The 13113-nt window shown below is 44.2% G+C and carries 14 protein-coding genes; 10 read left to right on the forward strand and 4 right to left on the reverse strand.

Annotated features, from left to right (window positions below):
• Nucleotides 1-45: 45 nt before the first annotated feature.
• Nucleotides 46-630 (forward strand): sigma-70 family RNA polymerase sigma factor, encoded by a 585-nt coding sequence (locus tag RJD38_RS09715; RefSeq protein ID WP_009386726.1) that lies wholly within the window; start codon nt 46-48, stop codon nt 628-630.
• A complete protein-coding gene (locus RJD38_RS09720; RefSeq protein ID WP_065545661.1) occupies nt 627-1289 on the forward strand; it encodes a ChrR family anti-sigma-E factor in 663 nt (220 codons plus the stop codon). The genes RJD38_RS09715 and RJD38_RS09720 overlap by 4 nt, the downstream gene beginning before the upstream one ends.
• 60 nt (nt 1290-1349) lie before the next feature.
• Here the strand turns inward: RJD38_RS09720 and RJD38_RS09725 are convergent, their stop codons facing one another.
• From RJD38_RS09725 to RJD38_RS09740, 4 genes are all read right to left on the reverse strand, one after another.
• Nucleotides 1350-2726 (reverse strand): AmpG family muropeptide MFS transporter, encoded by a 1377-nt coding sequence (locus RJD38_RS09725; RefSeq protein WP_065545660.1) that lies wholly within the window; start codon nt 2724-2726, stop codon nt 1350-1352.
• Between the two features lie 85 nt (nt 2727-2811).
• Entirely contained in the window at nt 2812-3357 is a 546-nt protein-coding gene (locus RJD38_RS09730; protein WP_009386723.1) for a peptidylprolyl isomerase, read from the reverse strand.
• A complete protein-coding gene (locus RJD38_RS09735) occupies nt 3357-3929 on the reverse strand; it encodes a YajG family lipoprotein (RefSeq protein ID WP_005592811.1) in 573 nt (190 codons plus the stop codon). Before RJD38_RS09735 ends, RJD38_RS09730 begins: the two co-directional genes overlap by 1 nt.
• Nucleotides 3930-3988: 59 nt before the next feature.
• Entirely contained in the window at nt 3989-5119 is a 1131-nt protein-coding gene (locus RJD38_RS09740) for a methyltransferase (protein WP_065545659.1), read from the reverse strand.
• A gap of 148 nt (nt 5120-5267) precedes the next feature.
• Here RJD38_RS09740 and RJD38_RS09745 point away from each other — a divergent pair, with 148 nt between their 5' ends.
• The 8 genes from RJD38_RS09745 (at nt 5268) to RJD38_RS09780 (ending at nt 13107) form a co-directional block, all read left to right on the forward strand.
• Nucleotides 5268-5573: a BolA family protein gene (locus tag RJD38_RS09745; RefSeq protein ID WP_005592808.1), complete on the forward strand. Its 306-nt coding sequence runs from the start codon at nt 5268-5270 to the stop codon at nt 5571-5573.
• A 424-nt stretch (nt 5574-5997) separates the two neighbouring features.
• Entirely contained in the window at nt 5998-7338 is a 1341-nt protein-coding gene (locus RJD38_RS09750) for a Na(+)-translocating NADH-quinone reductase subunit A (protein WP_005592807.1), read from the forward strand.
• A 3-nt stretch (nt 7339-7341) separates the two neighbouring features.
• Nucleotides 7342-8583 carry an NADH:ubiquinone reductase (Na(+)-transporting) subunit B gene (locus tag RJD38_RS09755; protein WP_065429885.1) on the forward strand — a complete coding sequence of 414 codons (1242 nt, stop codon included), beginning with the start codon at nt 7342-7344 and terminating at the stop codon, nt 8581-8583.
• Nucleotides 8573-9358, forward strand: coding sequence for a Na(+)-translocating NADH-quinone reductase subunit C (locus RJD38_RS09760; protein WP_065545658.1), 786 nt, complete (start codon nt 8573-8575; stop codon nt 9356-9358). Before RJD38_RS09755 ends, RJD38_RS09760 begins: the two co-directional genes overlap by 11 nt.
• On the forward strand, nt 9358-9990 hold the full coding sequence (locus RJD38_RS09765) for an NADH:ubiquinone reductase (Na(+)-transporting) subunit D (protein WP_005592801.1): 633 nt from the start codon (nt 9358-9360) through the stop codon (nt 9988-9990). Before RJD38_RS09760 ends, RJD38_RS09765 begins: the two co-directional genes overlap by 1 nt.
• 7 nt (nt 9991-9997) lie before the next feature.
• Nucleotides 9998-10594 (forward strand): NADH:ubiquinone reductase (Na(+)-transporting) subunit E, encoded by a 597-nt coding sequence (gene nqrE, locus RJD38_RS09770; RefSeq protein WP_038219715.1) that lies wholly within the window; start codon nt 9998-10000, stop codon nt 10592-10594.
• Between the two features lie 29 nt (nt 10595-10623).
• Complete coding sequence (gene nqrF, locus RJD38_RS09775; protein WP_005592797.1) at nt 10624-11850, forward strand: NADH:ubiquinone reductase (Na(+)-transporting) subunit F; 1227 nt, start codon at nt 10624-10626, stop codon at nt 11848-11850.
• A gap of 252 nt (nt 11851-12102) precedes the next feature.
• A complete protein-coding gene (locus RJD38_RS09780) occupies nt 12103-13107 on the forward strand; it encodes an FAD:protein FMN transferase (protein WP_005592796.1) in 1005 nt (334 codons plus the stop codon).
• Nucleotides 13108-13113 lie beyond the last annotated feature (6 nt).

Here is a 13113-nt window from a genome sequence, read left to right on the forward strand (position 1 = left end):
ATGGCGACGTATACAGTTTAAATTAAACACCTCAAGGAAGTTGGAATGAGTTTACCTGACACCAACACCTACACGCGGGCTGATTGGACCGCGTGCATGGACAAGATAAAGCAACGGGACAAGCACGCCTATGCTTTGGTGTTTTATCACTTTTCACCTCGCCTCAAGCAGTTCGCCTTTAAACACATGGGAAACGAACAAGTGGCCATCGAGTTAGTGCAGGAGGCGCTCGCAACGGTATGGCAGAAAGCGGCATTGTTCGATGGTAGTAAAAGCTCTTTGTCGACATGGGTCTATACCATCGCAAGGAATTTATGCTTCGATTTATTACGCAAGCAAAAAGGCCGTGATGCTCACGTTCTCGCTGATGACATTTGGCCAACCGATTTTATCCCGCCAGATCTGATAGAACATTATTCTCCGGAACATGAGATGTTGAAAAAACAGGTTCTCAAATTCTTAGATTTATTGCCCGAAGCACAAAGAAAAGTCGTGCAAGCCGTGTATCTCGAAGATCGACCTCACCAGCAAGTGGCAGACATGTTTGATATACCTTTGGGGACGGTGAAATCCCGCTTGAGATTAGCAGTTGAGAAATTAAGAAACACCATAGAGGCGGAGCAGTTATGAGTTATCACCCCAAATATGAGATGTTACAAGCTTATGTGCATGGCGAGTTAACATCGGTCGATGGCTTCGCTTTAGCCACCCATATTGAATCTTGCCCACAGTGTCAGCAACATGTTGCAAAGATTGAAGAACAAGCGGGCCTTGAACTCGAGACGATGCAGGTTGAGGAATCCTTTGATATGAGCGTGATATTTGACCGCATTGTCGCCCTTGAGCCTTGTGATGAACCAATACGCATCGCTCGTAAACCAAGAATTGTTGAGGTTAATGGACGCCAATTCTCCCTGCCACTTACGCTCAGTCGTTTTAGTGATGATATTGGTGAGTGGAAGAGTTACGGTGGCAAAGTGTTTAGCGCGCCAATCAATTTAATGGAAGGCGCTAGAGTTAATTTACTCTACATCACCGCTGGCGTGAATATACCGCAACACACGCACAAAGGTTTTGAATCAACGCTGGTACTGCATGGCTCTTTCAGCGATGAAGAAGGCGAGTATTACGCGGGTGACTACTTACTTAAAGATTCAAGTATCAAACACAGTCCTTTTACCAAGGAAGGTGAAGACTGTCTGTGTTTAACCTTCTTAACGGAACCGATGCTGTTTACTCAAGGTGTTGCGCGTATTTTTAATCGCTTTGGCAAAGGTTTGTATCCATAGAGAATAAGCGAATCTCGATGTTGTCTGTGAAATAAAAGGGTCGCTGATGCGACCCTTTTTCTATTTCTGCTGTGTTGAATCAATATCTTCTTGGTCACGTAAGCGCGCTTTATCTAACATGTCGTTAAAGTAGTCACGCATGGTATACAGCATGATAAGGCTAGGGATCACCATTAACGCGGTAATGATAAAGAACATCGACCAATCATTGAGATAATCGACCAGTTCACCACTAAAAGAGGCTAAAGTGGTGCGGCCAAAGTTGCCTAACGAGGCTAATAGCGCATATTGAGTTGCTGAAAAGGCTTGTCCTGTCACCACGGTTAAGAAGGAGACAAAGGCAACGGTCGAGAACGCCGAGGTAAAGTTATCGACTACCAAGGTGGCAAGAAAGAGTGACTCACTTGGTCCTACTTTTGCTATCCATGCAAACATTAGATTACTGGCTGCCATTGCAATACCACCAATCATTAAGCCTCGTACAATACCAAACTTCACGTTGACCATACTGCCAATCAAGGTGAATAGCATGGTTAAGCCCCAACCAATCAGTTTGGAATAGTAGCCAATTTGCTCATTGCTGAAACCGATGTCCTTGTAAAAGGCAATCGACATGCGACCAAGAAACGCCTCGCCAATCTTAAATAGAAAGACAAATAATAGCAGTGTCAGAGCAACACGAAAGCCATTACGTTTAAAGAAATCGATAAACGGCTCAAGAACTGTCACTGTAAGCCAAGCTACTACTGGATTGCCAACGACCTTGTTATGACGAGCTTCGGCCTTGGCTTGCAGCGCATCGCGTTTGGTCACAGGCTCTCCAACCAACAAGGTAAATAGCATCAATAAGCCGACAATCACCGCCATACCGTAGAAAACACCATTCCAGCCGATGCTATCTGCGTTGATAAAAGCTAAGTAACCCGGTAGTGAATAACCTGTCCACCAACCAATAACCGCCATCGCGGAGGCTTGAGGTAACTTCTCTGACTGGGATTTAGGAAAGGTATCAATGCGATAAGCATCAATGGCGATATCTTGGGTTGAGGATGCGATAGCAATGCAGAGTGCCAACATTGAGGTCAGCATTAAGTTTTTTGCAGGGTCAACACCAGCAATCATCAGCGTACAGATGAGCACGACACTTTGGCATAAGAATATCCAACTGCGTCGTTGTCCTAGAGAGCGCAGCAATGGCAGTTTGACGCGATCCACTAAGGGAGCCCAAAGGAAGTTAATTGCATAAACCGCAAATACACTACCAAAATAGCCGATAGCGGTACGCGTTAGGCCCGAATCTTTTAACCAGCCCGACATATTAGAGCCGATCAGTACCCATGGAAAACCGCTCGAACAGCCGAGCATAAATACCCAAAGTAGGCGTTTATCTAGGTAACTACGAACGGTGTCTGACCATGACATTGAAGCGTTAGCCATAACGAATCCTTGAAAAAGCGTGATTCATATTAGAAACGAAGAGAGAAAAGAAAAGGCTCTCATTGAGAGTGAGAGCCTAACTGTATTAGTCGAGAACCGTGACTTTTTTTATCACGATCGCTTCTACAGGAACATCGCGGTAACGACCAACAGAGTGTGTTGGTTTTCTTGCCATTTCTTGTACAACATCAAAGCCTTGGACGACTTCACCAAAAACAGCGTAGCCGGGTGGGCGAGAGCTGGCATTAAGGAAATCATTATCCGCTAAGTTAATGAAGAATTGACGAGTAGCAGAATTAGGATCGTTAGTACGAGCCATGGCAATCGTTGCTACATTGTTTGGTAAACCATTGTTTGCTTCATTCTTAATTGGTGCATAAGTGTCAGCACGATTCATATCAGTATCAAAGCCACCGCCCTGAGCCATAAAGCCTGGAATGACACGGTGAAATTGTGTACCAACATAGCTGCCATCTTTTACATACTTAAGGAAATTCGCAACAGAAACTGGTGCCTGCTGGCTATTCAGCTCGATGACGATTGAACCTAGATTGGTTTCCATTTCAACTTTAGGCCCTGCAAAAGCAAGGTTTGAAACCAGCGCAAAACACGCCAGGGCGTATTTCCACATTAGAAACGCTCCTGCATGTAGCTTTGCAGTTCACGGTCATTGGCAATTTCACGTAGTGCTAGGTTAGCAACATCGTTTAATACCAGTTCAATTTCTTCGTTAGAAGCGCTCAATGCACCATTACGGTTTGCCGTTGCGGTGTAGAGTTTAACCAGTTTTCCTTTTGGTGTTTCAGCGGTCAGTTCGATAACGAGTTTCGCGTCCATCTCATTTTCCATCACAGAATGCTTCACAGACACCAGCATCTCTTGTACTTGCAGTACGATAGAGTTGTCACTGTTGACTGAAGTGCGGAAACCTTGAGATTGAAACTGTTCTAATAGGGCATTTTCTAAGGTGATACGTACATTCTGTTTTGAATGAAGTGGTTCAATATTTGAACGGCCACTGTCAACAAGCGCGACATACTGTGCTGAGCGTACATCTTTACTGGTTAGTGAGAATGTACTGCCATTAACAATGTTGCTATTACTCAATTCTGCACGAGGGGCAAAGTTAAGTTGCTCTTGTTGAGGGGCAGAACAAGCGGTGAGTAGTAATGCCATAGACGCGGCGAGAACCAGTTTTCTCATTGTCATTTCCTTTTCTATTTTTTTGCACAGAAGCTAAAATCTTGAGCGATAATAGTGGACTACTTAGTCGCTTGTAAAATCACAAATTTCTTATTTACTGCAACGACAGAGACGTTGGACTTACCAAACAGTCGTTTTAACTTCACATCGTATCCGAGGTGACGGTTACCGATAACTAATAATTGCCCACCAGTGCTGAGAACATGCTGTGCATCACAGAACATCTGCCAAGCGATATGGTCGGTCACGGCTTGTTGCTGGTGGAACGGTGGGTTACAGACTACAAGGTCATAACCAGCGGCTTTGATACCATCTAAGCAGTTGTTCGCCATGCAGTGGAAACGCTCAGATTGGCCAACGTTATCGAGTAGATTTTGCTCAGCAGATGCGACCGCCATAAAGCTCTCATCGATACAGGTAATCTCAAGGCTTGGGTTCAGTTGTGCCAATTTAATCGACAAAATACCGTTGCCACAGCCTAAATCAATCGCATGCTTATAGGTGTCATCTGCGGGTAAATTTTGCAGCATGAAACGCGCGCCTTGATCCAAGCTCTCGCCGGAATACACATTGGCGAGATTTTTCAGCGTAATATTGTGTTCATCAACCGCCCAAGTCGTAAACGGCTCAACGTCGATAGGTTGGGGACTATTAGCAAAACTGAACACTAAGCGGTGTTTTTTCCACGCGAGTGACGTTTTTGTCTCACCAAGGTATTTCTCAAACAATTTTAAGGTCGAAGAGTGGATCTCTTTGGCTTTATTGACGGCAATCACGGGGATATGACTTGATAAGGTTTTACGCAATTGTGCGAGTTGCCAAGTTAAGTAGCGATTGTTGCGTGGGATTTGCATGATCACCAAATCAACATCCGTAGGGATGCTTTCAAGGCTGGACGCTAGCACGACTGGATTACAGTGATTGTCGGCCAGATTATTACGTGTGGCTTGCTGTGCGATAAAAGAGTCACTTAGCATGGTGACATGATGTTTATCTGCTAACCAACAACTGAGCGCGCCAAAACTGTCATTGAGCACGACAATTTTTTGCCCGGCAGAGAGCGCCATCTCTTCGATATGTTGAATTAGGTATTCATCACCAGCGTCCCATGCCTGTAATGTTTCGTTATTACGTTTTGGATAACGAAAGAGAGTTAATGTACGATCATAAAGAGAAAGATCAGTTTTCATAAATGGAACGCTTTGTGTTTTTTGATTAAAAGAAATTGTCGCAGATGACGAGCAAAGTGAAAACTAAAACCTTTTGATTTACGTATCATATGACTATGATGCAGTGATAATAATTAGTCATACTGTTAATAGGAAGTGGTGAAGCACTATGTTAGAAGAAGTCATCCAAACCAAACTCCACCAACAACTCTCACCGAAACACCTTGATGTCATTAATGAAAGCTACATGCATAATGTTGCGCCCGGCTCTGAAAGCCACTTTAAGGTGATCGTCGTCAGTGAACAATTTGAAGGGCTGCGCTTGATCGCAAGGCACCGTATCATTAATCAAACCTTAGCCGATGAGCTGGCGAATCATATTCATGCCTTAGCGATTCATACTTATACGCCGAGCGAATGGCTTGATTTGCAGCGTGCACCAGATAGCCCAATGTGCTTAGGTGGCGACAAGTAATTTATGAGGCAGCCGTGGGCTGCTTTTTTAGATTAATCATTATCCTTATTAACATTGTGGAAACATAAGTCAGAATGAAACAAAATAAAAATAATCGTTTCATTATGTTAACTATCAATAATAATATTTATGCTGACAACAATATATCGATGTGCGATGGGTCAAAATTATGATTATTCTTTGGCCTTTTAAACTCAATTCCTAGCATTTATTACTGCTATACCTCTGATTGGTCATGGCATCAGATTCGGAAATGATGATAGACTATCGCACCTGATAAATCTCACGTATTATATGTGAAGAAATTATTACTAGGATGTTGCGATTTTGGCGAAAATAAACGCCGAAACCGGACACTGATGTCGTGTCTAAAAGTTACGCAATTTAAAGAATCTTTTTCCCGATAAAAGTAGTGCAAGTGCGTATGATTACAATAAAGAAGGGTCTGGATCTTCCTATCGCGGGAACTCCTGCCCAGGTGATTAGTGATGGCAAAGCCATCAAAAAAGTCGCCTTGCTTGGCGAAGAGTACGTTGGCATGCGTCCTACCATGCATGTCCGCGTAGGCGATGAAGTGAAAAAAGCGCAAGTTCTTTTTGAAGACAAGAAGAACCCAGGCGTGAAGTTTACTTCACCAGCAAGCGGTAAAGTGATCGAAGTTAACCGTGGCGCTAAACGTGTCCTTCAATCTGTAGTGATTGAAGTGGCAGGTGAAGAGCAAGTTACTTTCGATAAGTTTGAAGCTGCTCAACTAAAAGGTTTGGATCGTCAAGTGATCAAATCTCAACTAGTTGAATCAGGTCTTTGGACAGCTTTACGTACTCGTCCGTTTAGCAAGGTCCCAGCAATCGAATCTTCTACTAAGGCTATCTTTGTTACTGCAATGGATACTAATCCACTCGCAGCACAGCCTGAGTTGATCATTAATGAACAACAAGAAGCATTTATCGCTGGTCTTGAAATTCTCTCAGCCCTAACTGAAGGTAAGGTTTACGTTTGTAAATCTGGCTCAAGTTTACCTCGTTGTTCACAGTCAAATGTCGAAGAGCACGTTTTTGATGGCCCTCACCCTGCTGGTCTTGCCGGCACTCACATGCATTTCCTATATCCGGTAAATGCAGAGAACGTGGCGTGGAGCATCAACTATCAAGACGTTATTGCTTTCGGTCAATTGTTCCTAACCGGTGAATTGAATGTAGAACGTGTTGTTTCATTGGCAGGCCCTGTCGTGAACAAACCACGTCTTATTCGTACCGTTGTAGGTGCAAGCCTTGACGAGTTAACTGACAACGAGCTAATGCCTGGCGAAGTTCGCGTGATTTCTGGTTCAGTACTTAACGGTACTCAAGCGGCTGGTCCTCATGCTTACCTTGGTCGTTACCATCAGCAAGTGTCTGTTTTGCGTGAAGGTCGTGAGAAAGAGTTGTTTGGTTGGGCTGTCCCAGGCAAAAACAAATTCTCAGTAACCAAATCTTTCCTTGGTCATATCTTCAAAGGTCAGTTGTTTAACATGACAACGACGACGAACGGTAGTGACCGTGCAATGGTTCCAATTGGCAACTACGAACGCGTAATGCCGCTTGATATGGAACCAACATTGCTACTTCGCGATCTATGTGCAGGTGATACGGACAGCGCGCAAGCGTTGGGTGCACTTGAGCTGGACGAAGAAGATTTAGCATTGTGTACCTTTGTATGTCCAGGTAAATACGAATACGGTCAACTGCTTCGTGAATGCCTAGATACCATTGTAAAGGAAGGGTAATCCATGCTTAAAAAATTCCTTGAGGATATCGAGCATCATTTTGAGCCGGGTGGCAAACATGAGAAGTGGTTTGCGCTTTACGAAGCTGCAGCGACCCTTTTCTACACTCCGGGTCTAGTGACTCAAAAAAGCTCGCACGTTCGTGATAGCGTTGATTTAAAACGTATTATGATCATGGTTTGGTTCGCGGTATTCCCAGCAATGTTCTGGGGTATGTACAACGCGGGTGGCCAAGCTATCGCAGCACTTAACTTCCAATATGCTGGCCAAGAACTTGCTGACATCATCGCAGGTAACTGGCACTACTGGCTAACCGAAATGCTTGGCGGCACCATGAGTGCAGAAGCGGGTGTTGGCAGTAAGATGCTACTTGGCGCGACCTACTTCCTACCAATCTACGCGACAGTGTTCCTTGTCGGTGGTTTCTGGGAAGTGCTTTTCTGTATGGTGCGTAAGCACGAAGTTAACGAAGGTTTCTTTGTTACTTCTATCTTGTTTGCACTTATCGTTCCACCAACTCTACCTCTATGGCAAGCAGCACTAGGTATTACCTTCGGTGTTGTGGTTGCGAAAGAAATCTTTGGTGGTACAGGTCGTAACTTCTTGAACCCTGCATTAGCAGGCCGTGCATTCTTGTTCTTTGCATACCCAGCACAAATTTCTGGTGATGCAGTTTGGACCGCGGCTGACGGTTTCTCTGGTGCAACGGCTCTGAGCCAATGGGCTCACGGTGGCTCTGGCGCTCTAATCAATACAGTAACGGGTAACCCGATTACTTGGATGGACGCGTTCATCGGTAATATCCCTGGTTCAATTGGTGAAGTATCAACGCTAGCGCTTATGATCGGTGCGGCCATGATCGTTTACATGCGAATCGCCTCTTGGCGCATTATCGCAGGTACGATGGTGGGTATGATCGTTGTAGCGACGCTATTTAACATCATCGGTTCTGACACTAACCCTATGTTTGCAATGCCAGCACATTGGCACCTAGTTCTAGGTGGTTTTGCGTTTGGTATGTTCTTCATGGCAACCGATCCTGTATCGGCTTCATTTACCAACCGTGGTAAATGGTGGTACGGCATCTTGATCGGTGCGATGTGTGTAATGATTCGTGTAGCAAACCCAGCGTATCCAGAAGGTATGATGCTGGCGATTCTATTCGCGAACTTGTTTGCACCTCTATTCGACCACATGGTTATTGAGAAGAACATTAAGCGGAGACTAGCACGCTATGGCAAGTAATAACGATAGCATTAAAAAGACGCTGTTTGTTGTTATCGCATTGAGCTTAGTGTGCTCAATCATCGTATCAACAGCGGCGGTTGGCCTGCGTTCAAAACAGCAAGAAAATGCGGTTCTTGATAAGCAGACAAAAATTTTGGAAGTAGCGGGTATTAATACTGCAAACGCAGATATTAAAACTGAATTCCAAAATAATATCGAACCACGCCTTGTAGATTTTAAAACGGGTGATTTCGTAGAGACAGCAAAAGATGGCTCTACAGCAGCGAATTACGATCAACGTAAAGCGGCTAAAAACCCAGCGGAATCTGTGAAGCTAACGGCTGAGCAAGATAAAGCAAAGATCCTTCGTCGTGCTGACGTAGGTATTGTTTATCTAGTGAAAGGCGAGAATGGTATCTCTAAAGTTATCATTCCAGTTCATGGTACCGGTCTATGGTCAATGATGTACGCGTTTGTCGCCGTTGAAACTGATGGCAACACGATTGCAGGTGTTACTTACTACGACCAAGCGGAAACTCCGGGACTTGGTGGTGAAGTTGAAAACCCAGCATGGCGTGCACTGTTTGTTGGTAAGAAACTGTTTGATGCAGACCACAACCCAGCAATTAAGATTGTTAAAGGCCAAGCTCCTGAAGGTTCAGAGCATGCGATTGACGGTCTTTCTGGTGCGACGCTAACAGCAAATGGTGTTCAACATACGTTCGACTTCTGGTTGGGTCAAGATGGCTTCGGTCCGTTCCTTACCAAAGTTGCTAATGGAGGTCTGAACTAATGGCTAATGCAAAAGAAATGAAAAAGAGCCTTTTAGCGCCAGTATTGGACAACAACCCAATCGCGTTACAAGTTCTTGGTGTTTGTTCGGCTCTTGCAGTAACCACCAAATTAGAAACGGCATTTGTAATGACAGTAGCGGTTATTTTTGTAACTGCTTTCTCAAACTTATTCGTTTCGCTTATTCGTAACCACATGCCAAACAGTGTTCGTATCATCGTACAGATGGCGATCATCGCATCTTTGGTAATCGTGGTAGACCAAGTTTTGAAAGCGTACCTTTACGATATTTCTAAACAGCTATCAGTATTTGTAAGCTTAATCATCACTAACTGTATCGTTATGGGTCGTGCTGAAGCGTTTGCAATGAAATCAGCGCCACTACCATCTTTCATTGATGGTATCGGTAATGGTCTTGGTTACGGTTTCGTGCTTATCACGGTTGCGTTTTTCCGTGAGCTACTAGGTTCAGGCAAGCTATTTGGTTTGGAAGTGCTACCACTAGTGAGTAATGGTGGTTGGTATCAGCCTAACGGTCTAATGCTACTAGCACCATCTGCATTCTTCCTAATTGGTTTCATGATTTGGGCTATCCGTATTCTGAAACCAGCACAAGTAGAAGCGAAGGAGTAAGGGCATGATCGAACATTACATTAGCCTGTTAGTTAAATCGATTTTCCTCGAAAACATGGCTTTGTCTTTCTTCTTGGGTATGTGTACTTTCCTTGCCGTATCGAAGAAGGTTAAGACCTCTTTTGGCCTAGGTGTTGCTGTTGTGGTCGTTTTGACCATCGCGGTACCAATGAATAACTTGGTATACACCTATGTATTGAAAGAGAACGCGCTGGTTTCAGGTGTGGACTTAAGCTTCCTTAACTTCATTACCTTTATCGGTGTTATTGCGGCACTAGTACAAATTCTAGAAATGATCCTCGATCGATTCTTCCCACCTTTGTACAACGCACTTGGTATCTTCCTTCCGTTGATCACAGTTAACTGTGCGATCTTCGGTGGTGTATCGTTCATGGTGCAACGTGACTATAACTTTGCGGAATCAGTAGTATACGGTTTCGGCTCAGGTGTGGGTTGGATGTTAGCGATTGTTGCTCTTGCTGGTATCCGTGAGAAGATGAAATACTCAGACGTGCCTCCAGGTTTACGTGGTCTTGGTATTACCTTTATCACTGTTGGTTTGATGGCGTTAGGCTTTATGTCTTTCTCCGGTGTTCAACTGTAGGGTAAGCACCCATAAGTAAGGAATAAAAAATGCAAAGCATTATTCTTGGCGTAGCGATGTTTACCATTATTCTACTTGCTTTGGTTTTAGTGATCCTATTCGCTAAATCTAAGCTAGTGCCTACAGGTGACGTTACTATTTCAGTTAATGGTGACCCAGAGAAGAGTTTTGTGACTTCTCCAGGTGACAAGTTGCTTGGTGCGATGGCTGCTAAAGGCATCTTCGTATCTTCAGCGTGTGGTGGCGGTGGCTCTTGTGGTCAGTGTCGCGTAAAAGTGAAAGCAGGTGGTGGTGATATTCTACCAACTGAACTGGATCATATTTCTAAAGGTGAAGCACGTGAAGGTGAGCGTCTAGCTTGTCAGGTAGCGGTTAAATCTGATATGGAAATTGAACTTCCAGAAGAAATTTTTGGTGTTAAGAAGTGGGAATGTACTGTTATCTCGAATAACAACGAAGCGACTTTCATCAAAGAATTGGCACTGGCAATCCCTGAAGGGGAAGAAGTTCCATTCCGAGCAGGTGGCTACATTCAGATCGAAGCTGAACCACACCACGTGAAATACGCAGATTACGATATTCCAGAAGAGTATCGTGGTGACTGGGATAAGTTTAACTTGTTCCGTTACGAATCAATCGTTAAAGAGCATTCAATCCGTGCTTACTCTATGGCTTCATACCCAGAAGAGAAAGGCATCATTAAGCTTAACGTGCGTATCGCAACTCCGCCGCCAAATAACCCAGACGTGCCACCAGGTGTGATGTCGTCTTACATTTGGTCTCTAAAGGCGGGTGATAAGTGTACTATTTCAGGTCCATTTGGTGAGTTCTTCGCTAAAGATACCGATAATGAAATGGTCTTCATCGGTGGTGGTGCAGGTATGGCGCCAATGCGTTCTCATATCTTTGACCAACTTCTTCGCCTTAAATCGAAGCGTAAGATGTCTTACTGGTATGGTGCACGTTCTAAGCGTGAAATGTTCTACGTGGAAGATTTCGATGGCCTAGCGGCAGAGAATGAAAACTTCGTATGGCACTGTGCACTGTCTGATCCTATGCCAGAAGATAACTGGGATGGTTACACAGGCTTCATTCACAACGTTCTTTACGAGAACTACCTACGTGATCACGAAGCGCCAGAAGATTGTGAATACTACATGTGTGGTCCACCTATGATGAACGCGGCTGTTATCGGCATGCTGAAAGATCTAGGTGTAGAAGATGAAAACATCCTTCTAGATGACTTCGGTGGCTAATTTCTACGTAATTGAAGCGCTAGCACCATCAGCTTGATAAATCCGCCCTAGTCACATAGAGAACTAGGTAACTAGGGAAGGATGATTAGCTTTTTTGCTATCAAATCAATTGCTTGATTTTAGTTTCACGACAAATAGATACATGGCTGGCTCTTGAGCTAGCCATTCTTTTTTCAAAATTAGTGAATATAAGATAGCTGATGAATATCAACAGCTACCCTATGTTTTCTAAACAACACCAGGAGTAAACGAGTGAAAAAGTGGCTTGTTGTCTTTGCTTCTCTATTGGTTCTAGCTGGCTGTGAAAAATCGGTAGAACAAGTTCATTTAAGCGGTCCTACTATGGGGACAACTTATAATATTAAGTACATTGAACAAGAAGGTTTACCGACACCAGACGTTCTACAGACTGAAATTGATCGCTTACTTGAAGAAGTCAATGACCAGATGTCGACTTACCGTAAAGACTCTGAACTAAGTCGCTTTAATCAGCATCAAACTAATCAACCTTTCGAAGTCTCGCCGCAAACCGCGACAGTTGTGAAAGAAGCGATGCGCTTGAACGGTCTAACGTTAGGGGCATTGGATGTCACGGTTGGGCCACTAGTGAATCTATGGGGTTTTGGTCCTGAAGCGCGTCCTGATGTTGTTCCAAGCGATGAAGAATTGGCTGCTCGCAAAGCCTATACTGGAATTGAACATCTATCGATGGACGGCAATAAGTTATCGAAGGATATCCCTAACCTGTATGTCGACCTTTCAACCATCGCTAAAGGATGGGGTGTCGATGTGGTAGCGAATTACTTACAGTCACAAGGCATCGCTAACTACATGGTGGAAGTTGGCGGTGAGATGCGTTTAAAAGGTGTCAACCGTGAAGGCATTGGCTGGCGTATCGCAATTGAAAAACCAAGTGTGGGTGAGCGCTCAATCCAAGAGATTATTGAGCCGGGCGATATGGCGATAGCGACCAGTGGTGACTACCGTAATTATTTCGAGAGTAATGGCATTCGATATTCTCATATTATCGATCCAAAAACGGGCTACCCAATCCGCCATAAAGTGGTATCAGTGACCGTGCTTGATGCGTCATCAATGACGGCAGATGGCCTTGCAACCGGTCTAATGGTGCTCGGTGAAGAGCGTGGTATGCAAATCGCTAACGAAAATAATATTCCGGTGTTCATGATTGTGAAGACCGATGATGGTTTCAAAGAATTGGCTTCAGAAGCGTATAAGCCATTCATTAATCAATAATTAGCT

This window comes from Vibrio scophthalmi, from assembly GCF_040869025.1.
Taxonomy (GTDB): domain Bacteria; phylum Pseudomonadota; class Gammaproteobacteria; order Enterobacterales; family Vibrionaceae; genus Vibrio; species Vibrio scophthalmi.